This is a genomic window from Micrococcus sp. iso_239, assembly GCF_056173395.1.
In genome coordinates, this window is record NZ_CM149672.1 from 229,699 (window position 1) to 251,173 (window position 21,475).

The following is a 21,475-nucleotide window of genomic DNA, read 5'->3' on the forward strand; positions in this document are numbered from 1 at the left end:
TCCCCCGTGGCGCCCCTCGGGAGCGAGCGGGCCCACGTGATGCCGACGCGGGGAGCGCGCCCCGGCGGCCCCTATTCGACGGTCCTGGACGTTGCCTGACAAAGATCTGGTCAAACGCCCTACCGGACGGTAGATTGCATGTGTCTCGCTGTGGCGCTCATCACATGGGTGTCGATCTCCCCGTCCCCCGGCGCCATCCCCGCCGGCGTGCCACGGGCGAGAGCTGGGCGGACCTTGATGAGAAAGGCGGAGGCAATGCCTCAGAACCCCACCCCTGCCCGGCGCCGCCGGGCCCTGGCCGCGGCCGTCGCCGGCGCGAGCCTCGTGGCCGCTCCCGCGCTCGCGGTGTCGGCCACCGCCGTCGAACTGCCCGACGGCAGCACCGTCTCCAGCCCGCAGGGCGAGGTGCAGGTCCAGCAGCAGTTCGAGGACGGCCGCTACTTCGTGGTCCTGAAGGACCAGCCGTCGGTGACCGCCCCCGAGGCCGGCGCCGTTCCGGGCGCGGCCCCGAAGGCGAAGTTCGACCCCTCGCACCCGCGCGTGAAGAACTACGAGGCCAAGCTCCAGCGCCAGCAGGCGAAGGTCGCGAAGGCCCACGGCGCCAAGGCCGAGATCTCCTTCCAGCGGGCCGTGAACGCGTTCGTCGCCGAGCTGACCGCCGAGGAGGCCCAGGCGATCGCGAAGGACCCGGCCGTGCTCGGCGTCGCACCGGACGAGCAGGTGGCCCCGGACTACAGCTCCACCGAGTTCCTCGGCCTGCCCGGCAAGAAGGGCACCTGGAAGTCCGTGTACGGCAAGGCCGAGAACGCGGGCAAGGGCGTGGTGGTCGGCGTCATCGACTCCGGCATCCACCCGGACAACCCGTTCATCGACGGCCAGCCCGTCCAGCCGCTCAAGGGCAAGGCCAAGGTCGGCGTGCCGTACCGCACCGCGGACGGCCAGATCGCCGTGCTCAAGGCGGACGGCACCACCGCCACGGCCGAGTGCGAGACCGGCCCGGACTTCCCGGCCTCGTCGTGCGACTCCAAGCTGATCGGCGCCTACGCCTTCTCCGACGACTTCGAGCGCTTCGTCCCGGTGGACGAGCGGGCCCCGGAGGAGCGCATCTCCCCGCTCGGCGTGTTCTCCCACGGCACCCACGTGGCCACCACCATCCTCGGCAACACCGGGGTGGAGCAGACCATCGACGGCGACTCCTTCGGCGAGGGCGCGGGCGTGGCCCCCGCCGCGAACCTGATCTCCTACAAGATCTGCTGGGAGGACACCGACCCGGACACCGGCGGCTGCTACACCTCCGCCTCCGTGGCCGCCGTCGAGCAGGCCATCGAGAACAACGTGGACGTGCTGAACTACTCGATCTCCGGCTCCAACACCTCGATCGTGGACCCGGTGGCCATGGCCTTCAAGTCCGCCGCCGAGGCCGGCATCTTCGTGGCCGCCTCCGGCGGCAACTCCGGCCCCGGCCCGAACACCGTGAACCACGGCTCCCCGTGGCTGACCACCGTGGCCGCGGAGACGTTCTCCAACGAGCTCACCGCCACCGTGCAGTTCTCCGACGGCACGCAGCTCCGCGGTGCCTCCTCGGCCCGCACCGGCGTGGGCTCGGCCGAGGTCATCCATGCGTCCGAGGTCGCCGCCGGCGACGCCGAGGCCGCGCGTCTCTGCCTGCCCGGCGGGCTCACCGAGGAGGCCGCCGGCAAGATCGTGCTCTGCGAGCGCGGCGGGAACGCCCGCACCGAGAAGTCGCAGGTGGTGGAGGAGGCCGGCGGCGTCGGCATGATCCTCGTGAACACCCCGTCCGGCTCGCTGGACGCGGACATCCACGCGGTGCCGACCGTGCACATGAACGACAACGGCGTGATCGAGAAGGTGAAGTCCTCCGACCTCACCGCCACGATCGTCCCGGGCGACACCACCGGCCTGCCGGAGGACCCGCTGCCCCAGATCGCCGGCTTCTCCTCCCGCGGGCCGGCCAACGCCGTGAACCAGGAGCTCCTGAAGCCCGACCTCGCCGCCCCCGGTGTGAACGTGATCGCCGGCGTCTCCCCGCTGGACCCCGACTACCACGGCAACACGTTCGGCCTGATGTCCGGCACGTCCATGGCCTCGCCGAACCTGGCCGGCATGGCCACGCTGCTGATCGGCAAGTACCCGGCCTGGTCCCCGATGGCCGTGAAGTCCGCCCTCATGACCACCGCCGGCGACGTGTACAACGCCGACGGCACCGTGAACACGGACAACTTCGCCACGGGTGCCGGCTCCGCCGATCCGGCCGCCGCCGCCCGTCCGGGCCTGGTCTACGACTCCGGCAAGGAGCAGTGGGACGCGCTGCTGCGCGGCGACATCGCCGGCCGTGACGTGAACGTCCCGTCCCTGGCGATCCCCGACGTCGTCGGCTCGGCCACCGTGACCCGCACCGTGACCGCCCTGGAGAACGGCCGCTGGCGGTTCTCTGCGAACGTGCCCGGCTTCGAGGTGACCGCCTCCCCGGCCGTGCTGGACCTGAAGGCCGGCCAGTCCGCCGACGTCGAGCTGACCGTCACCCGCACCGACGCCGCCGTGAACACCTGGACCCACGGCTCCATGTCCTGGACCACCGCCAAGGGCAAGGCCGTCCCGGAGGTGACCTCCCCGGTCACCGTGAAGGCGAAGTCCGCGACCGTCACCTCCGCCGTCGAGGGCTCCGGCGCCACCGGCTCCGCCGACGTGGAGATCACCCCCGGCGTGACCGGTGAGCTGACCCCGCAGGTCCTGGGCCTGGGCAAGGTGGACTCCACCGTGGCCGCCGCCACCGCGAGCAACTCGCTCGAGTCCAGCGCACTGGCCGTGTCCACGGTGACCGTGGAGGAGGGCACCCAGTCCCTGGTGGCCTCGATCAACGCGGGCGCCGCCGGCGCCGACTGGGACCTGTACGTGATCACCCCCGAGGGCAAGCAGCTCTCCCGGGCGACCGCGGACGAGTCCGAGACGCTGACGATCGCCGACCCCGCCCCGGGCGCCTACACCGTGGTCGGCCACCTGTACGCGGCCAACGGCGGCAAGGACACCGGCACCCTCGAGACGCTCAAGCTGCGCGAGGACGCGGGCAACCTCACGGTCTCCCCGAACCCGGTGCCCGTGACCTCGGGCAAGGCCACCGAGGCGACCCTCTCCTGGTCCGGCCTGACCTCGGGCACCTGGAAGGGCCTCGTCACCTGGGACGCGGGCATCACGACCAACGTGACCGTCCAGGTCCCGTGACCGCCGACCCCCTCCGTCCTCGCTGACGGAACGGGAGGAACCGCCCGCACGACGCCGGCCCCGCACCTTCACGCTGAAGGTGCGGGGCCGGCGTCGTTGGTGGGTGGGGCAGCGGCGGGTGCGGCGTCAGCGGCCGGTGCCGCCGTAGACCGTGGCCTCCTCCTCGGCGTCGAGGCCGAAGGCGGCGTGCACGGCGCGGACGGCGTCGTCGAGCTTGCTCTCGGCGGTGACCACGGAGATGCGGATCTCCGAGGTGGAGATGAGGTCCACGTTCACGCCGGCGTCGGCGAGGGCCTTGAAGAAGGTGGCGGAGACGCCCGGGTTGGAGCGCATGCCCGCGCCGATCAGCGAGAGCTTGCCGATCTCCGGGTCCGAGACGATGTCCTGGAAGCCGATCCGGTCCTGGGCGGCGCGCAGGGCGGCCATGGCGTCCTTGCCCTCCACGATCGGCAGGGTGAAGGAGATGTCCGTGCGACCCGAGCCCTCGCGGGAGATGTTCTGCACGATCATGTCGATGTTCACGTTGGACACGGCGATCACGCGGAAGATCTCGGCGGCCTTGCCGGGCACGTCGGGGACGCCGACGATCGTGACCTTGCCCTCGGAGCGGTCGTGGGCGACGCCGGAGACGATGGGCTGTTCCATGGGAGCGCCTTCCTGAAGGGTGATGGTGTCGTTCGGGTCGGGCATGATCCAGGTGCCCTCATGGTCGGAGAAGGAGGAGCGCACGTGCAGCGGCACGCCGAAGCGGCGCGCGTACTCCACGGAGCGCAGGTGCAGCACCTTGGATCCGGAGGCCGCCATCTCGAGGGTCTCCTCGGAGGAGAGCTCGGTGAGCTTGCGGGCGGTCGGTACGACGCGCGGGTCCGCCGAGTAGACGCCGTCCACGTCCGTGTAGATCTCGCACACGTCCGCGCCGAGCGCGGCGGCGAGGGCGACGGCGGTGGTGTCCGAGCCGCCGCGGCCCATGGTGGTGATGTCCTTGGACTCGGGGCTCATGCCCTGGAACCCGGCCACGATGGCCACGCGGCCGGCGTCGAGGGCCTCCTGCACGCGGTGGGGGTTGACCTTGACGATCCGGGCCCGGCCGTACGAGGTGTCCGTCAGCATGCCGGCCTGGGAGCCGGTGTAGGAGCGGGCCTCGACGCCCTCGGCGTGGATCGCCATCGCCAGCAGGGACATGGAGATGCGCTCGCCGGCCGAGAGCAGGATGTCCATCTCGCGCGCGGGCGCGTCCTGCGTGAGCTCGGCGGCGAGGTCGAGCAGCTCGTCCGTGGTGTCGCCCATGGCCGAGACCACGACGCACACGCGGTTCCCGGCCCGTACCGTGTCCGCGATGCGGCGGGCCACGCGCTGGATGCCGGCGGCGTCGGCCACGGAGGAGCCGCCGAACTTCTGGACGATGAGACTCATGGGTCGCTCCGGACAGGGTCGAGGGTCGGTTCGGGCCAAGTCTAGGGGCGCGCACCCGCGCGGGTCCGCCAGGTGAACCCCTGTTCCGGATGCTGGACCCGGCGCCCGCCGCAGGCCGGGACGACGGCGCCCGCGGCCCCGCCTGCGACCCCGCCTGCGACCCCGGTCGGGCTCGGATCGGCGCCGGGATCATCCCCCGGGTGGATCCGCGTCCGTGCACGGCCCGGCAAGGATGGGGCCATGACCGCTCCAGCACCCCCGCCCGCCGCACCCGTCCTGGGGGCGGCCGCCCACGACGGGATCGTGGCCCACGGCCTCGCCCGCTCGTTCGGCGCCGTCCATGCGGTGCGGGACGTCTCCCTCACCGTGCCCGCCGGCTCCGTGACGGCCCTCGTCGGCCCGAACGGCTCGGGCAAGACCACGCTCCTGCTCATCTTGGCCACCCTGCTGCGCCCGGACGCCGGCGCCGTGTCCGTGGCCGGGGTGGACGCGGTGCGCGAGCCCGTCGAGGCCCGGCGGCGGCTCGGCTGGATGCCCGACACCCTGGGCGTGTGGGAGGAGCTGACCTGCCACGACATCCTCGCCAGCCTGGGCCGGCTCTACGGCATGGGGAAGGCGGAGGCGTCAGCGCGCGCGGACGAGCAGCTCGCGTGGGTCGAGCTCACGGAGTTCGCCCACCGGCCCGCCCGCGTGCTCTCCCGCGGCCAGCAGCAGCGCCTGTCCCTGGCTCGGGCCACCGTGCACCGGCCCTCCGTCCTGCTCCTGGACGAACCCGCCAACGGCCTCGACCCGGCCGCCCGCATCCGGCTGCGGGACGACCTGCGCGCCATGGCCGCAGCCGGCACCGCCGTGCTCGTCTCCTCCCACGTGCTCGCCGAGCTCGAGGAGATGTCCGACCGCGCCGTGTTCCTCCATGAGGGCGCCACGGTGGCCACCCAGGAGTTCCGCGCCACCGACGACCTCGCCCGCCCCTACCGGATCGCCGGACCCGACCCGACGGCCCGGGACACCCTCGTCCGCGCCCTCGAGACCCGCGGCCTCGCCGTCACCGCGGCCACCGGCGCCGGCGCGGGCCAGCGCCGGGACGGCGTCGTGGTGCAGCTGCGGGGTGAGGCCGCCGCGGCCGCGCTGCTCGCGGACCTCGTGCGCGAGGGTGTGCTCGTCAGCCACTTCGCCCCGGAGGGCTCCCGCCTCGAGAACGCCTACCTGGGCCTCCATCTGGAGGGCCCCCGCACCGAAGGAGACCGGCCGTGAGCACCGCCGTCGCGACCTCGATCCACGACCGCCGCCCGCCGCAGCCGCAGCCGGGGGGACGCCTCGGCGCGGCCCAGGCCGTGGCCACCGTGGTGGGCATGGAACTGCGTCAGCGGCTGCGCTCGCGCGGCTGGTACGTGCTGTTGGGCGTCTTCTTCGTGGTGGTGGGGGCGGTGACCCTCGGCGCCCTCGGGCTGCGCGGCCTGGGCGTGGCGGAGATGGAGGCGTCCGGCCTGGAGCCGGAGCTGGCGGAGCAGCAGATGCGCGCCCTGGGGCGGACGCTCTTCGACGGCGTCCTGCTCTTCGTCCTCACCCTCTCGCTGCTGGTCTCGCCCGCCCTGGCGGCCAACGCGATCTCGGGCGACCGTGCCGGCGGCACCCTGGCCATCACCCAGGTCACCCTGCTGCGGACCGGGCACCTGATGGCGGGCAAGTGGCTGGCCGCGTGGATCGCCTCCGCCGCGTTCCTCGCGGCCGCGCTGCCGTGGCTCGCGGTCGCGGCCGTGGTGGGCCGCGTGTCCCCGTGGGCCGTGCTGGTGGGGCTCGTGATGATCCTCGTGGAGTTCGGCATGATCGCGGGGATCGGCGTGGCCGTCTCGGCGATCGCCGGGCGCACGCTGTTCGCCGTCGTGGTGACGTACCTGATCGTGGCGGCGCTGACGATCGGCACCCTGGTGGCCTTCGGGCTGTCCCTGCAGTTCCTGCAGACCGAGGTGCGGGCCAACGACGCCGAGTACGGCTCCATGACGGCGGAGCCGTTCACCGAGGCGGAGCTCGAGAAGATGACCCCGGAGGAGGCGGAGCAGGCCTGGGCCGAGTGGGAGGCGGCGCACCCGGAGCTGTACGACGGGATCGCCGACCGGTGCGTCGGCCCGGTGACCACCCGGACGATCCCCGACCCGCGGCGCAGCGGATGGCTGCTCGCGGCGAACCCCTACGCCGTCCTCGCGGATGCGTCCCCCTGGGAGGGCGGGCTCGTCGAGGACGGGACCTGGGCGGAGCCCGGGCCGCTCAACCTGCTGTCCGTGGGCCTGCGCTGGACCCAGCGTGACCCCGTCCGGGACGTCGAGTGCCTCGACGGCGAGCTGCGCGGTCTCGACCAGAGCGGCGTGCCGGACCGGCAGGGCACCTGGCCGGTGTGGCCGCTCGGCCTGGCGATGCAGGGTGTGCTGGTGGCCGGGCTGGGCTGGTGGGGCCACCGTCGCCTGGACACCCCGGCCGGGCGGCTGCCCGCCGGCACGCGCGTGGCCTGAGCCGGGCCGGCGTCGGGCGGGGCCTGCTCGACGCCGGCCCGTGTCAGCCGCTGATCAGGCGGCGGCCCTCGAAGGCGCGGCCGAGGGTGACCTCGTCCGCGTACTCGAGATCCCCGCCGACGGGCAGACCGGAGGCCAGACGCGTGACGCGGATGCCCGTGGCGCCGAGGAGCCGGCCGAGGTAGGTGGCCGTGGCCTCGCCCTCGAGGTTGGGATCCGTGGCGAGGATGACCTCCTGCACGGCCTCGTCCTGCAGCCGGGTGAGCAGCTCGCGGACGTGCAGCTGCTCGGGGCCGATGCCGGCGATCGGGTTGATGGCCCCGCCGAGCACGTGGTAGCGGCCCTGGAAGGCGCGGGTGCGCTCCATGGCCATGACGTCCTGCGACTCCTCGACGACGCAGATCTGGGAGCGGTCCCGGCGTCCATCCCGGCAGAGCGAGCACACCTCGTCCTCGGAGACGTTGAAGCAGACCGAGCACAGCCGCACCCTGTCCTTGACCGTGCGGATGGCGTCCGCGAGCCGCAGCATGTCCTCCCGGTCCGCCTCCAGCATGTGGAAGGCGATGCGCTGGGCGGACTTCGGCCCGATGCCCGGCAGGCGGCCGAGCTCGTCGATCAGGTCCTGCACCGCGCCCTGGTACATCCGTCTCCCTCGTCCGATGGTGCGTCTCGTGGGGCGTGCGCCCCGACGCGGCGCCGTGGTCCGGCGCCGCGTCCATCATGCCCGCGGCCCCGGACGGCGTACGGGCGCGTTCGCCTCAGGCGTCGTTGGGGCGTTCCTCGAGCAGGCGGCCGCCGAGCACCCGTTCGACGACGGCCCGGCCCACGAGGCCCGAGTCCTCGAGCGGGACGTCGTCGTCGCTGGCGACCTCGTCCTCCCACCCCACCCCGGACGTCGCCGGGGCGGCGGGGCCGGTGTCGGCGGGCCGGGTCGGGCCGCGGCCCTGGGCGGCCTCGCGGGCGGCGCGGATGGCCGCGGCCCGCGCGTCCAACGACGGCAGCGCCGAGGCTCCCCCGGCGGGCTCGACGTCGGCGGGGCGCGCCCCGAGCGAGGCCGCGCTCGGCCGGCCCCCGGCGGGGGAGCCCGGCGAGGCGTCCGGGTCGGGGCCACCGGGAGCGCCGGGGCCGCCGCCCGTCCCGCCGCCGCCGCTCGAGCCCGCGTTTACCGGAGGCTCGAGGGGCCCACCGGCCCGCAGCCGCTCCATGAGCCGCGGGTACATGCTCGCCGGATGGCCCGAACCCGGGAAGTCCGAACCGGTCGGGCCGGCCGCCGCGCGCGGCGCGGCGTCCGCGTCGTCGGCGGGCACGCCCGGGTCAGGGGTCGCGTCGGCCGTGGGCGCGCCCGTGGGGCGCCGCTCCTCGTCCGAGGACGGGCCGGCGCCCGAGGCGGCCGGGTGGAGATCGCGTCGCTCCGTGGCCGCTGCGTCGTCGTCCGGGGCGGGCGACGGCGTGGCAGGCCGGGCGGAGTCACCGTCCGCGGCCGCGCCCGCGCCGTCGTCGAAGCCGGCGGGACGGGTCGCGCCGAAGCGCTTCGCGAACTCCGCGCGCAGCTCCGCCTCCGGACGGGCGAACACGGGGATCGAGTGCTCCTCCTCGCGGACCAGCGGCCCCGGGTCGTAGGCCCGACGGACCTCCTCGGCGCTCGGCTCGCTCTCGCCGGGGGTCGGGGCGTCAGGCCGGGCCGGGGGGCCCTGGCCGGCCTCCGGCGCGGCGCCGCCGGGGGCCGGTGCGGGCTGCGGCGGCGCCCCCCAGTCCTCGACCGACGGCACGGGGCCGTCCCAGCCGGCGGCGCCGACCGGCCGCTCCTCGGCGTCGCGGGCCGGCGGGGTCCAGCCCTCGGGGCCGTCCGAGTCGTCCTGCTCCGCGTCCGGGTCGAACGCGGGCAGCGAGTCCCACGGGTCCTCCTCGGGCGGGGGAGCGTCGTCCCAGGCGGGCGGCTCCTCGTCCGGGCCGCCCCAGCCGTCCGCCGGCGGGGCGGGGGCGGGCGTCGTCGACGACGTCGGCGCCGGCCCCCAGGAGGTGGCGGGAGCCGCGGGCGTCCAGGCGGGGGACGGCTCCGGCGTCTGACGCTGCTGCGTGGCCCGGGGCGGAGCGGCCGGCGGCGCCGGATCGTCCTCCGCGGTGGAGGGTGCGGCGGAGCGCGGCGGGGTGGGGCGGGAGGACTCCGGCTCGCGTGGGGCCTGCCCCGGTGCCGGAGCGGGCCGGTTCGGCTGCGCCGTCGGTCGGTCGGGCCGGCCCTGCTGCGGGGCCGGACGCTCAGGCCGATCCGTCCGCGCCGGGCCGGCCGGGCGAGCGCCGGACTGTGCGCGGGCGTCCCCGGTCGGCGCGTCCCCACCGAGGATCAGATCGAGCCGCGGGCGGATGCCGAGCACCTGGTGGACGGCCTCGCCGAGCACGCGGTCACCGCCCCGGCCGAGCAGCGACTGGCGGGGCCCGTCCTGCTGGAAGCCGATCGTCAGCAACGAGCCGTCGTAGCCCGCGACGCTCGCGTTGTCCTTCACCAGCATCCACACCAGGCGTGAGGCGTCCTCGAGGGCCGTGAGGATGTCCGGCCAGGCCCGGCGGATCATCTCCACCTGGCTCGCCGCCGGGGCGGGCGTGGGGCTCGACGGCGCGGCCGTCTCCTCCGGCCCGTGGGCGGGGGCCGGCGCGGCACCGGTGCGCTCCTGGGCCTGGGACCGGCCCTCGGGCTCGGGCCGGCCCTCAGGCTCGGCGCGGCTCCCGGCCTCCGGGCGGCGCGTGTCCCCGGAACGGGCCCCGACCTCAGCCGGTTCGGGCCGCCCGGGCTGCGGCGCCTGCTGCGGACGCTCGGACCCCGTGGCCCCGGCGGCGGCGTCCCCCTCCGGCGCCTCTGCCGCGGACTGCGGGGCAGGCGGCGTCCAGCGCTCCGGCGGGGCGGTGGACGCGGTCGGCGCGGGCTCCTCCGGCCGCCGCATGGCGGCCCGGGCGAGCGCGGCACCGGTCAGAGTGCCGGAGCCCTCCGCGTTCTCGGCCGATCCGCCGCCGTCCGCGGCGGGCGTGCCGGACCGGGCCGGCGTCGTCGTGCCCTCCGGGGCGCCCTCCTCGACGGGCGCGGCGCCACCGAGCTCCAGGCGCCGTTCGAGGGCCTCGAGGCGGGCGGCCAGGCCGCGGTGCGTCTCGTCCGAGGCAGGCAGCAGCAGGCGCGCCATGAGCAGCTCGAGGTGCAGGCGGGGACTGGTGGCCCCCACCATGTCCGTCAGCGCGAGGTTGGTGACGTCCGCGAGGCGGGAGAGCTCCGCGCGGGAGAGCTGCGCGGCCTGCGCCGACAGACGCCGCACCTGGTCCTCCGGCATGCCGTGCAGGATCGCCCCGGCCTCCTCCGGCAGGGCACGGGCGATCACGAGGTCGCGGAAGCGGTCCAGCAGGTCCTCGACGAAGCGGCGCGGGTCCTGGCCGGACTGCACCACGCGGTCCACCACGCGGAATACGGTGGGGGTGTCGTCCGCGGCGACGGCGTCGATCACGTCGTCCAGCAGGGCTTCCGGGGTGAAGCCGAGCAGGCTCACCGCGAGCTCGTAGGAGACCTGGCCCTCCTGGGCACCCGCGATCAGCTGGTCCAGCACGGAGAGCGTGTCACGCACCGAGCCCGTGCCGGCGCGCACCACGAGCGGCAGCACGCCCTTCTCCACGGACACGCCCTCCTCCGCGCACAGCTGCTCGAGGTAGGCGATGAGCGGCTCCGGCGGCACGAGCCGGAACGGGTAGTGGTGGGTGCGGGAGCGGATGGTCCCGATGACCTTCTCCGGCTCCGTGGTGGCGAAGATGAACTTCAGGTGCTCCGGCGGCTCCTCCACGATCTTAAGCAGCGCGTTGAAGCCCGCCGCGGTGACCATGTGCGCCTCGTCGATGATGAGGATCTTGTAGCGGTCCCGGACCGGGGCGAACGTGGCCCGCTCGCGCAGGCCGCGGGCGTCCTCCACACCGCCGTGCGAGGCCGCGTCGATCTCCAGCACGTCCAGCGAGCCCGGCCCGCCGGTGGCCAGGTCCCGGCACGAGTCGCACTCGCCGCACGGCGTGGGCGTGGGGCCTTGGGCGCAGTTCAGGCAGCGCGCGAGGATGCGGGCGGACGTGGTCTTGCCGCAGCCGCGCGGGCCGGAGAAGAGGTAGGCGTGGTTCACGCGGTCCTTCGCCAGTGCGGTGCGCAGCGGGACCGTGACATGGTCCTGCCCGATCACGTCCTCGAAACGGTCCGGGCGGTAGCGGCGGTACAGGGCGGTGCTCACCCTCGAAAGCCTATCCGGCGGGCGGACGGGCTAAGGGAGCCGGGGAATGCGCCCACCCACCGGCCCGTTCCCTGGCCCATGACCACCACGCACATGCACACCGACGCCGAGGACACGATCCACCCCACGCAGCCGGCCCCGGACGCGGGACCGCTGAGTCAGGCCGAGATCGACCGCCTCTTCGCGGACCGCCACACGACGCAGCTCTTCTCGGACGAGCCCGTCGACCTCGCGCTGATCGAGCGGGCCTACGCGGACCTCCGCTGGGCGCCGACCGCCATGAACAACCAGCCGCTGCGGCTCGACGTCGTGGACAGCCCCGAGGCCCGCGCCCGCCTGGCTCCGCTGATGATCGAGTTCAACCGGGAGAAGACGGAGCGCGCCCCGCTCACGCTGATCGCCTCCTACGACCTCGACTGGCACCGCCACATGGGCCACCTCGCCCCGTTCCGGGAGGGCTTCGAGGAGGATGCCGAGGGCAAGCCGGGCATGCGCGAGGGGATGGGCCGCACGAACGCGCTCATCCAGGTGGGCTACCTGCTCGTGGCCCTGCGCGCGCACGGGCTCGAGGTCGGCCCCATGGCCGGGTTCGACGCCGCCGCCGTGGACGCCGAGTTCCATGCGGACCGTGCCTGGAAGTCCCTCCTGGTGATCAACGTGGGCCACGCCGCCGCAGACGACGAGAAGGCGCAGCAGCCCCGCCAGGGCCGCCTCGACTTCGACCAGGCCGCCCAGGTCCTCTGACCGGGGCCGGGCCTGCGGCGGACCAGGGCGCCGGCCCGCTCAGAGCCCGGTGAACACCCACGGAACACGCGGCAGGGCGGCCGGGTCGAACGCGGGCACGGCGGCCGCCAGCGGTCCCGCGGGCAGGCCGAGGGACTCCAGCAGCCGGTCCCGCACCCGCTCGGGGGTCCACGCCGGGTCCTGCGCGGCGAGGTCCTTGAGGGTCACGGCGCCGTCCCGCTTGGCCAGCCGCCGCCCCTCCGTGTTCAGCACGAGCGGCACGTGCAGGTACTCCACCGCAGGCGTTGGCTCCCCGCGCGCGGCGCACAGCGCCTCGGCCAGCCAGCGCTGGCGCGGGGCCGAGTCGAGCAGGTCGTCGCCGCGGACCACCTGGTCCACGCCCTGCGCCAGGTCGTCCACGACGACGGCCAGGTTGTACGCGTACGCCCCGTCGTTCCGGCGCAGCACCAGGTCGTCGACCAGGCCCGTGACCTCGCCGTGCAGCACGTCCACGGCGGTGGCGCGCGGGATCTCGCCCGCCGGCAGACCCGCGACCTTCGCCGCATCGATCCGCAGGGCGGCGGGGCGCACCCGCCGTCGCTCGGCCCGCTCGGCCTCGGTCAGGCCGCGGCAGGTGCCCGGATAGAAGCCGGGCGGACGCAGCGGCACGGTGCCGCCGGAGGCGGGGGCACCGTCGTCGGGCCTCGGGTGCGGGGCCGACGTCGCCTCGGCGATGTCCTTGCGGGAGCAGAAGCACTCGTAGACCGCGTCCGTGCCGTGCGCGGCGCGCAGGGCGGCCACGGCGGCGTCGTACAGGGCGGTGCGCTCGGACTGGCGCACCGGCTCGGCGTCCCAGTCCAGCCCGACGGCGGCCAGGTCCGCCCGCTGCCCGGCCTCGGCCCCGGAGCGGACGCGGTCCAGGTCCTCGACCCGCAGCAGGAAGGCGCGGTCCGTGGCGCGCGCGGCGAGCCACGCGACGAGCGCAGTGCGCAGGTTGCCCAGGTGCAGGGCTCCCGTGGGGGAGGGGGCGTAGCGTCCGGCGGGCATGGGATCTCCTGGGGAAAGTGAAGACCCCTCACGCACCTGCCAGAGCCCACCTACCCTTGCTACCTTCCGGTCCTGGGGGAGTTCAGCGAGATGACACCACGTGAGGGGCCGCCCACGACTCTACCAGGGTGGCGGTGGGCGGGGCGATTCGGGCCACGGTGAGACCCGGACCGGGCCCTCGCCTCCCGCGGGGGATTGGCGCGGCCCAGGACGATCTGGTTATGATGGAGCCTGCCCTCGCGCGGTCCGCCGCATGAGGGCGCACCAAGGAGGATTCGCCTAGCGGCCTATGGCGCACGCCTGGAACGCGTGTTGGGTTAACAGCCCTCGGGGGTTCAAATCCCCCATCCTCCGCGGACAAGCCCCGGGACCCCAGTGGTTCCGGGGCTTTTCGCATGTCCGGGACCGCTGTCGACCGGGGAGGGGGCGCCCGGACTCCTCATCTGCCGCGCTGGATGCGAGACGCGGGTCACATTTGCGCGTATCCTTCTCCCCAGCCGTCCGGGACCGCCGGCGGCCGCCGCTCGGAGCTCGCACCGCACCGGCCATCCCCACCCGATCTGGAGACCCCATGTCCTTCGCAGATCTCATCACCGCCGTGAACGACGTCATCTGGTCCCCGGCCCTGATCTGGCTCTGCCTGATCGTCGGCCTCTACTTCACCATCCGGACCATGTTCCTGCAGTTCGTGAACATCCCGGACATGGTGAAGCAGCTCCGCGAGGGCCAGGACTCCGCGGACGGCACCTCGTCCCTCCAGTCCCTCATGATGTCGCTCGCCGGCCGCGTCGGCATGGGCAACATCGGCGGCGTCGCCACGGCCATCGCGTTCGGCGGCCCCGGCGCCGTGTTCTGGATGTGGGTCATGGCCCTGCTCGGTGCCGCCACGTCCTTCATCGAGTCCACGCTCGGCCAGATCTACAAGGAGCGCGACCCGGACACCGGCGAGTACCGCGGCGGCCCGGCGTACTACTTCGAGAAGGCCTACAAGCACACGGCCGCCGCCCCCGCGTTCAAGGTGTACGCCATCCTGTTCGCCGTCGTCACCGTCTTCGCCACCAGCTACTTCCTGCCGGGCGTGCAGGCCAACGGCGTGGCCGCGGCCGTGGGCGAGGCGTGGGCCGTGCCCGCCTGGGTCGTGGCCCTGGCCATGGTCATCCTGCTGGCCTTCATCGTCCTGGGCGGCGTGAAGCGCATCGCGACGTTCGCCGTCTACGTGGTGCCCGTGATGGCCGCGCTGTACATCATCCTCGCGCTGATCGTGCTGTTCCTGAACTTCGACCAGATCCCCGAGGTCTTCGGCTCCATCTTCGCCAGCGCGTTCGGCGTGCACGCCGTGTTCGGCGCGATCCTCGGTCTCGCCATCCAGTGGGGCGTGAAGCGCGGCATCTACTCCAACGAGGCCGGTCAGGGCACGGGCCCGCACGCCGCCGCGGCCGCCGAGGTCTCACACCCGGCCAAGCAGGGCTTCGTGCAGGCATTCGCCGTCTACATCGACACGCTCTTCGTCTGCTCGGCCACCGCGTTCATCATCATCTCCACGGGCGCCTACCGGGTGTACTCGGACGAGTCCGGCTCCGGCCTGCTGTTCGAGGGCATCGTCGCCCCGACGGCCTCCGAGGGCCCGGCCTTCGTCCAGACCGGCTTCGACGCCATGTTCACCGGCTTCGGCCCCACGTTCGTGGCCGTGGCGCTCGCGTTCTTCGCCTTCACCACGATCGTGGCGTACTACTACATGGCCGAGGTCAACCTCGTGTTCCTCACGCGCAACCTGCGCAACGGCATGGTCCGCCGCGTCGTGCTGCGCTTCCTGCAGGCCCTGATCCTCGTGTCCGTGGCCTACGGCGCCGTCGCCACCACGGGTGCGGCCTGGGGCCTCGGCGACATCGGCGTGGGCTCCATGGCCTGGCTGAACATCCTCGGCATCCTCGTGCTGCAGGGCCCGGCCCTCAAGGCCCTCAAGGACTACCGCGCACAGAAGCGCCAGGGTCTCGACCCGCAGTTCGACCCGCGCCCGCTCGGCATCCGCAACGCGGACTTCTGGGAGCACCGCGCCGACGGCCTGATCACCCAGGGCGTCGCCGGCACGGCCGAGCACCCGATCGTCGCCGAGGGCGGCGCCCACCGCGCCTGACCTACCGGCGGGGCTGGGCTCTCCCCGCCCCACCACGACGACGGCCCGGACGCCGCCAGCGTCCGGGCCGTCGTCGTGCGCGGCAGGTCAGAAGAGCTGGCGCAGGTTCGCCTTCGCGAGGTCGAGCAGCTTGGTGCCCTTGCCGTCCAGGACGGTGCGCATGGCGTAGAGCGCGAAGCCCTTGGCTTGCTCGAACTCGATGCTCGGCGGGATCGTCAGCTCCTGACGCTCGGTCTTGACCACCAGCAGCGCCGGCCCGTCGTGGGCGAGGAACTCGCGCATCACCGCGGGCAGGTCCGTCGTGTGGTCCGCGCGGAAGCCCTTGATGCCGATCGCCTCCGCGATCGCCGCGAAGTCCGGGTTCTCCAGGCTCGTCCCGTAGGGGACGAACCCGGCGGCCATCATCTCGAGCTCCACGAAGTTCAGCGAGTCGTTGTCGAACACGAGCGTCTTCACGGGCAGGCCGTTCTGCACGAACGACATCAGCTCGCCGAGCATCATGGCCAGCCCGCCGTCGCCGGCCATCGCCACCACCTGGCGGGTGGGGTCGACCGCCTGGGCGCCGACCGCCTGGGTGACCGCGTTGGCCATGGAGCCGTGGGACAGGGAGCCGATGATCCGGCGGCGCCCGTTCATCGTCAGGTACCGGGAAGCCCAGATCACGGGGGAGCCGACGTCGGGCAGGAACACCACGTCGTCGTCGGCCAGCTCGTCGAGGAGGCGGGCCACGTACTGCGGATGCACGCGTCCGCGTCCCGGGGAGGCCAGCTGGTCGAGGTCCTTGCGGGTCTTGGCGTAGTGCTTGAGCGCCTTGTCCAGGAACGCCGACGACGAGTTCCCGCGCAGCAGCGGCAGCAGGGCCTGGGCCGTCTCCTTCACGCCGCCCACGAGCGGCACGTCCACGGCCACCCGTCGGCCGATCTGCTCGCCGCGCACGTCCACCTGGATGACCGTGGCGTCCTCGGGGTAGAACTGCCGGTACGGCAGGGAGGAGCCGAGGATCAGCAGCGTCTCGGCCTCCTTGAGCGCGTGGTAGCCGGAGGCGAAGCCGAGCAGGCCGGTCAAGCCGACGTCATACGGGTTGTCGTACTCGATCCGGTCCTTGCCGCGCAGCGCGTGGACGATCGGGGCCTGCAGGCGCTCCGCCAGGGCCACGACCTCGTCGTGGGCGCCGGCCGCACCCGCGCCGGCCAGGATGGTGATCCGCTTGGACGAGTCCAGGGCCTCGGCGGCCTCGCGCAGCACGGAGTCCGCCGGGATGACGCGGGACGGCGTGTGACGGATCACCTCGGGCTTCGCGGAGAGCTCGGTGAGGGCCACGTCGCCCGGGATCACGAGCACGGCCACGCCCCGCTGCTCGACGGCGGCCCGCATCGCGGTGCGCAGCATGCGGGGCATCTGGTCCGCCGAGGAGACGTGCTCCACGTAGACGGAGCACTCGCGGAACAGGTCCTGCGGGTGGGTCTCCTGGAAGTAGCCCGAGCCGATCTCCTCCGAGGGGATGTGCGCGGCGATCGCGAGCACCGGAGTGCGCGAGCGCTGCGCGTCGAACAGGCCGTTGATCAGGTGGAGGTTGCCCGGACCGCACGAGCCCACGCAGACCGCGAGCTCGTCCGTGAGCTGGGACTCGGCGGAGGCGGCGAAGGCCGCGGTCTCCTCGTGCCGGGTGTGCACCCACTGGATGCCGCCGTGGGAGCGCAGGGCCTCGGTCAGCCCGTTGAGGGAGTCCCCGGGCACGCCGTACATGCGGCGCACGCCCGAGGCGTGGAGGGTCTCGACGATGTTCTGGGCGACGGTGGCCACGGTGGAACCTCTCTCTGGTCGGGAGGCGCCCGGGCCGGTTCGGCAGGGGCGCGGCATTCCCTTCCACGCTAGGGGTCGAGGTCCAGGCCCGGGGAGGGTCGGCCGCCCGCAGAGGGGGCGTCCGGCCTGGTCAGCGCAACAGGTCGCGCTCCACCCAGCGCAGCAGGGACTCGCCCGCCCGCTCGTGGACGTCGTCGGCGTCGCCGATGCCGCGTTCGGCGAGGATCGCCGCCGTCACCACGCCGTAGGGCTTCTCGGGGACGCCGTCGGCGGGCCGCACGTCCATGTGCTCCACGGCGAGTCCGCGCTCGTGCAGCCGGTCGGCCATGGCGTAGTCGCTGCGCGAGTCGCCCGCGGTGAGCCAGCGTTCGGGCACCGGGGTGCCCGCCTCCGCCAGCAGGTCGAAGCAGCGCTCGACGCCCAGGTCCTTGCCGGAGGAGCGGTGCTCGACGTCCACCGAGATCACCGAGGGGGCCACGCGCACCTCCTCGGCGAGTCCGCGCTCGGCGAGCAGATCCTCGACGCGCGCGGCGACGTCGTCGCGCACCCGCTCGTACTCCGTCTGGTCCGCGCCCACTGTCTTCTCGAGGGAGACCATGGCCAGCTTGGTGTGGTCCGTGAACTGCAGGTCCCCGGCGCGCTCATCGTTGAGGGCCCAGATTGCATCACGGGTGTCCGCGTCGATGGCCATGTCCGGGTCGGTGCGGAGCCAGTCCGGGGCGGTGCCGTCCACGGTGACGTCGGGCAGGTCCCCGGAGGGCACCGCGGAGAACGGGAACCACACGGCGCCCTTCTCGCAGATCGCGTGGAAGGGAGCGTCGTCCGGGAGGCCCGCGTCGCGCAGCGGGGCGATCAGGTTGTGCAGGAGGAAGTCCGTGGAGCGGCCCGTGTTGAAGCCGACCGGCACCCCGCGCCTCGCGAGGCGGACGAGCACGTCGATGATCCCCTCCGGCACGGTCCGGGTCTCGGTGGAGGCCACGGGGGCGTCCACGTCCAGCAGGAGTCCTATCGGGGAGGAAGTGCGCATGCCCCCACCCTAGGCCGCGGTGGCCCGTGCCCGCGATGGGCCCGGCGGCTACGCTGACCCTGAGACCCGCCCCGCCCGGGGCACACCCCCGACGATCACCCCACGGGAGCACCCATGAGCACCGCCACCGACCTCGGCCCGTCCCGCAGCCCCTTCGGCCCCGACGCCGCGGCGCGCGTCCCCAGCTCGGGGACGGGGCTGTCCTCGACGGGCGGCCGGGTGGCCATGCTCGTGGTCGTGATCCTCGCGGTCGTGGCCGCGTTCCTGGGCTCCGGCGTCGTCGGCGGCCTGACCCCCGTGGCCGAGGCCGCGGGCGGCTGGCTCGGCCCGGACGCCACCTGGGTGTCCCCGGCGACCCCCGCGTTCGGCATCTGGTCCGTGATCTACGCGGGGCTGCTGGCGTACGCCGTGTGGCAGTTCCTCGCCTCGGCCCAGTCCGCCCGTCACGACCGCCTGCGACCGTGGATCCTGGTCTCGGTGCTGCTCAACGCCGCGTGGATCTGGACGGTGCAGGCCGGGCTGCTGGGGCTGAGCGTCGTGGTGATCGCGCTGCTGCTGGCGTGCCTGGCGTGGATCCTGGTGCTCCTCGAATCCGTCCGCGCGCACAGCTGGGGTGAGCGGATCCTCCTGGACGGGGTGCAGGGCCTGCATCTGGGCTGGGTCTCGATCGCCGCCGTGGCGAACCTGGCCGCGTGGCTGGCCTCGACCGGCGTCGTCGGCGATCCGGGGCAGTCGTCCCTCTGGGCGAAGGTGATGCTCGTGGTGGCCGTGCTGATCGGTGCGTTCACGGCCGTGTACAACGGCGGCCGCCCGGCTCCGGCGTTCGCGCTCGCGTGGGGTCTGGTGTGGATCGGCGTCGGCCGCGCGGACGGCACGGGGCTGCTCTCGGGCAGCCTCGCCCTCCTGGCGTGGGGCGGCGCGGCGATCGTCCTGCTGTGCTGGCTGGCCGCGCTGCTGCTCTCCCGCCGGTCCGCGACGGGCGAGGCCCGCGACCTCGTCCTCGACGCCCTCGACGGCGGCGGCGACCCCATCGACGGCCGCCGCTGACCCCCGTCGTCGTTGACGGAACGGGGGACGAGGCTGTTGTGACGTGCAGCAACCCCTGTGCCTCCCACATGCGATGATGTGGTGATCCGAAGGCCCCGCCTCACGGCGGGGCCTTCGTCATGTCCCCGTCCCTTCCCCTCCAGGATCCTCGTGCCCCTTGCCCGTCTGCGCGCGGCGCTCCCCGCGGCCGCACTGTCTCTGCTCCTGCTCACCGGCTGCACCGCCACCGACGACGGCGTCACCCCGGAGAGCGCCGCCGACACCTCCGCGTCGGTCAGCACGATGCCGACGACGCCCACCCCGTCCGTCGACGCGGCCGCGACGAGTCGCGCCGCTGCGTCGTCGCTGGCCGCCTCATCCTCCGCCGCGCAGAGCTCGCGCGCCGCAGCGTCGTCCTCGAGCGGGGCCGCCGAGTCGCGTGCCGCACGTGCCGCGGAGGAGTCGCGTACTGCTGAAGGCTCCCGCAGTGCCGAGCCGGCGGCGCCCGCCGCCCCGGCCGACGTCGAGGGAGACGTGGTCACGGTCGAGTCGATCTCGGACGGCGACACGCTCCGCGTGACCCTCGGCGAGGTGTCCACGCGGGTGCGCCTGCTCAACATCGACACCCCCGAGACCCGTCACCCCTCGAAGCCGGTCGAGTGCATGGGCCCGGAGGCGACGGCGGCGCTGAAGTCGATGATCAGCCCCGGCGACACGGTGGTGCTGCGGTACGACCGCCGGCTCTACGACCGCTATGACCGCCTCCTCGCCGGCGTGTACGCCGACGGCGTCCTGGTCAACGCCGAGATGGCCCGCCTGGGCTATGGCGAGCCGGCGGTCTTCGACGGCAACGACCGTTTCCTGCCCGAGGTCGAGGCGGCGTGGGAGCAGGCCCGGGCGAACGGCGTCGGCAGGTTCTCCGGGGAGTGCGGCACCGCGGCCGAGCCCATCCCGGAGGCGGCCCCGGCCCCCGCCCCGGAGGCGGCCCCCGCGGCCGGCGACGCGGGGCCGGTGCGCGGAGCCGACTCCGTGTGCCCGGACTCCCACCCGGTCAAGGCCAACGACAACTCGGGCATCTACCACATGCCCGGTCAGCAGCACTACGGCAAGACCAACGCGCGCCACTGCTACGCCTCCGCCGCCGCGGCCCAGGCGGACGGCTACCGGGCGGCCCGGCGCTGAGGGCGCCGCATCGGGTGCGGTCAGCGGCCCTCGTGGACCGCCCGCAGCTCGTAGCCGCGCTCCTCCACGGCCGTCTGCTTCTCGGCGCGCTTCTCCACCCCGGCCACGTCCTTCGGGGGCAGCTGCACCCGAGCCTCGGCGGGCAGGCCGGCCTCGAGCTGGCGGGCACGCTCCACCTCGGCGTCGACCTCCAGGCCGAGCAGCAGCACGATGTTGAAGATCCACAGGGCGAACAGCAGCGCCATGATCGTGCCGATCGCGCCGTACGCCGAGTAGCCGGCGAACTGCGTGAAGTACACGGACAGGGCCACCGCGGCCAGCACCATGCCCACCAGCGCCACGATGTTGCCGGGGCCGAAGAGGTGGAAGCGCGGCTTCTGGACGTTCGGGGTGGTGTAGTACAGGGTCGCGATCAGCACCAGCAGGATCAGGACGACGACGGGCCACTTCACCCACGCCCACACCGGCAGGAACGTGTCCGACAGGAAGTTCACCACGCCGGTCATGCCGAGCGGGCCGGCGATCGGCTGGAGGAAGCCGTCCACGAGCGAGCGGTTCAGCGCCAGCGAGAGCAGCACGACCACGATGCCCACGATCAGGATGAGCGTGGTGAGCAGGTTGGTCAGCGTCAGCTTCACCAGGCCGCGGCCCTCCTCGTAGCCGTACACCGTGTTGGCCGAGCGGTTGAACGCCTTCACGTACGCGGAGGCGGACCACAGGGCGGTCGCGATGCCGATGATGAGGGCGATGATCCCGCCGCCTGAGCCGGCCGAGTCGCTCATGGTGGTCACCAGGTTCGTGACGAGCGGCTGGTAGTCGCTCGGGACCAGGCCGGTCAGCTCCCCCAGCAGATCGTCGATGGCCCCGCGGTTGGAGGCGAGCACGAGGGACAGGATGGAGAACACGGCCAGCAGGGAAGGAGCCAGCGAGAGCACCAGGTAGTAGGTGAGCTTCGCGGCCAGGTCGGTGCCGCCGTCGTTGCCGAACTCCTTGAGCGCGCGTGTGAGCGCGTACTTCCAGCCGGCGCCGTCGAGCTTCACCCCCTTGAGCCTCTCGGCACGCTGGTCGGGATCGATCTTCGCGGCCTCCAGGGTCGCGTCCACAGGATGAATGGCCACGTCGGTCCTCT

The 21,475-nt window shown here is 73.7% G+C and carries 14 protein-coding genes, 1 tRNA gene and 1 other RNA gene; 8 read left to right on the forward strand and 8 right to left on the reverse strand.

The features are described 5' to 3' along the window. Positions 1-255 precede the first annotated feature (255 nt). A complete protein-coding gene (locus AC0VX2_RS01075; protein ID WP_475432600.1) occupies positions 256-3,240 on the forward strand; it encodes a S8 family serine peptidase in 2,985 nt (994 codons plus the stop codon). A 126-nt stretch (positions 3,241-3,366) separates the two neighbouring features. Here the strand turns inward: AC0VX2_RS01075 and AC0VX2_RS01080 are convergent, their stop codons facing one another. Further along, a complete protein-coding gene (locus tag AC0VX2_RS01080) occupies positions 3,367-4,653 on the reverse strand; it encodes an aspartate kinase (RefSeq protein ID WP_078025400.1) in 1,287 nt (428 codons plus the stop codon). 240 nt (positions 4,654-4,893) lie between these two features. Between AC0VX2_RS01080 and AC0VX2_RS01085 the strand changes: the two genes are divergently transcribed. Beyond that, on the forward strand, positions 4,894-5,907 hold the full coding sequence (locus AC0VX2_RS01085; protein WP_063190140.1) for an ABC transporter ATP-binding protein: 1,014 nt from the start codon (positions 4,894-4,896) through the stop codon (positions 5,905-5,907). Beyond that, positions 5,904-7,160, forward strand: coding sequence for an ABC transporter permease (locus AC0VX2_RS01090; RefSeq protein ID WP_475432601.1), 1,257 nt, complete (start codon positions 5,904-5,906; stop codon positions 7,158-7,160). Before AC0VX2_RS01085 ends, AC0VX2_RS01090 begins: the two co-directional genes overlap by 4 nt. A gap of 43 nt (positions 7,161-7,203) precedes the next feature. Here AC0VX2_RS01090 and recR read toward each other — a convergent pair whose 3' ends face one another. Next, positions 7,204-7,803: a recombination mediator RecR gene (gene recR / locus AC0VX2_RS01095; protein ID WP_377651778.1), complete on the reverse strand. Its 600-nt coding sequence runs from the start codon at positions 7,801-7,803 to the stop codon at positions 7,204-7,206. A 115-nt stretch (positions 7,804-7,918) separates the two neighbouring features. Continuing rightward, positions 7,919-11,404 carry a DNA polymerase III subunit gamma and tau gene (locus tag AC0VX2_RS01100; RefSeq protein ID WP_475432602.1) on the reverse strand — a complete coding sequence of 1,162 codons (3,486 nt, stop codon included), beginning with the start codon at positions 11,402-11,404 and terminating at the stop codon, positions 7,919-7,921. A gap of 78 nt (positions 11,405-11,482) precedes the next feature. On the opposite strand from AC0VX2_RS01100, the gene AC0VX2_RS01105 reads away from it, so the two are divergent. Beyond that, positions 11,483-12,148 carry a malonic semialdehyde reductase gene (locus AC0VX2_RS01105; RefSeq protein WP_049146682.1) on the forward strand — a complete coding sequence of 222 codons (666 nt, stop codon included), beginning with the start codon at positions 11,483-11,485 and terminating at the stop codon, positions 12,146-12,148. A 39-nt stretch (positions 12,149-12,187) separates the two neighbouring features. Here the strand turns inward: AC0VX2_RS01105 and gluQRS are convergent, their stop codons facing one another. Both gluQRS and ffs read right to left on the reverse strand, forming a co-directional pair. After that, positions 12,188-13,174 (reverse strand): tRNA glutamyl-Q(34) synthetase GluQRS, encoded by a 987-nt coding sequence (gene gluQRS, locus AC0VX2_RS01110; RefSeq protein ID WP_475432603.1) that lies wholly within the window; start codon positions 13,172-13,174, stop codon positions 12,188-12,190. 16 nt (positions 13,175-13,190) lie between these two features. Next, positions 13,191-13,287: signal recognition particle sRNA small type (gene ffs / locus AC0VX2_RS01115), an RNA gene on the reverse strand. 155 nt (positions 13,288-13,442) lie between these two features. On the opposite strand from ffs, the gene AC0VX2_RS01120 reads away from it, so the two are divergent. Both AC0VX2_RS01120 and AC0VX2_RS01125 read left to right on the forward strand, forming a co-directional pair. Beyond that, positions 13,443-13,528: transfer RNA gene (locus tag AC0VX2_RS01120), tRNA-Ser, on the forward strand. A gap of 217 nt (positions 13,529-13,745) precedes the next feature. Further along, positions 13,746-15,308 carry an alanine/glycine:cation symporter family protein gene (locus AC0VX2_RS01125; protein ID WP_122054942.1) on the forward strand — a complete coding sequence of 521 codons (1,563 nt, stop codon included), beginning with the start codon at positions 13,746-13,748 and terminating at the stop codon, positions 15,306-15,308. A gap of 87 nt (positions 15,309-15,395) precedes the next feature. On the opposite strand, the gene poxB is transcribed toward AC0VX2_RS01125, so the two are convergent. Both poxB and AC0VX2_RS01135 read right to left on the reverse strand, forming a co-directional pair. Beyond that, positions 15,396-17,111 carry a ubiquinone-dependent pyruvate dehydrogenase gene (gene poxB / locus AC0VX2_RS01130; RefSeq protein WP_078025394.1) on the reverse strand — a complete coding sequence of 572 codons (1,716 nt, stop codon included), beginning with the start codon at positions 17,109-17,111 and terminating at the stop codon, positions 15,396-15,398. A 130-nt stretch (positions 17,112-17,241) separates the two neighbouring features. After that, positions 17,242-18,138: an HAD family hydrolase gene (locus AC0VX2_RS01135; RefSeq protein ID WP_101965625.1), complete on the reverse strand. Its 897-nt coding sequence runs from the start codon at positions 18,136-18,138 to the stop codon at positions 17,242-17,244. Between the two features lie 114 nt (positions 18,139-18,252). Here AC0VX2_RS01135 and AC0VX2_RS01140 point away from each other — a divergent pair, with 114 nt between their 5' ends. After that, on the forward strand, positions 18,253-19,185 hold the full coding sequence (locus tag AC0VX2_RS01140; protein ID WP_060974368.1) for a TspO/MBR family protein: 933 nt from the start codon (positions 18,253-18,255) through the stop codon (positions 19,183-19,185). 150 nt (positions 19,186-19,335) lie between these two features. Beyond that, positions 19,336-20,346: a thermonuclease family protein gene (locus AC0VX2_RS01145; protein WP_475432604.1), complete on the forward strand. Its 1,011-nt coding sequence runs from the start codon at positions 19,336-19,338 to the stop codon at positions 20,344-20,346. 20 nt (positions 20,347-20,366) lie between these two features. Here the strand turns inward: AC0VX2_RS01145 and AC0VX2_RS01150 are convergent, their stop codons facing one another. Next, a complete protein-coding gene (locus tag AC0VX2_RS01150; protein WP_231866277.1) occupies positions 20,367-21,464 on the reverse strand; it encodes a YihY/virulence factor BrkB family protein in 1,098 nt (365 codons plus the stop codon). Positions 21,465-21,475: the final 11 nt, after the last annotated feature.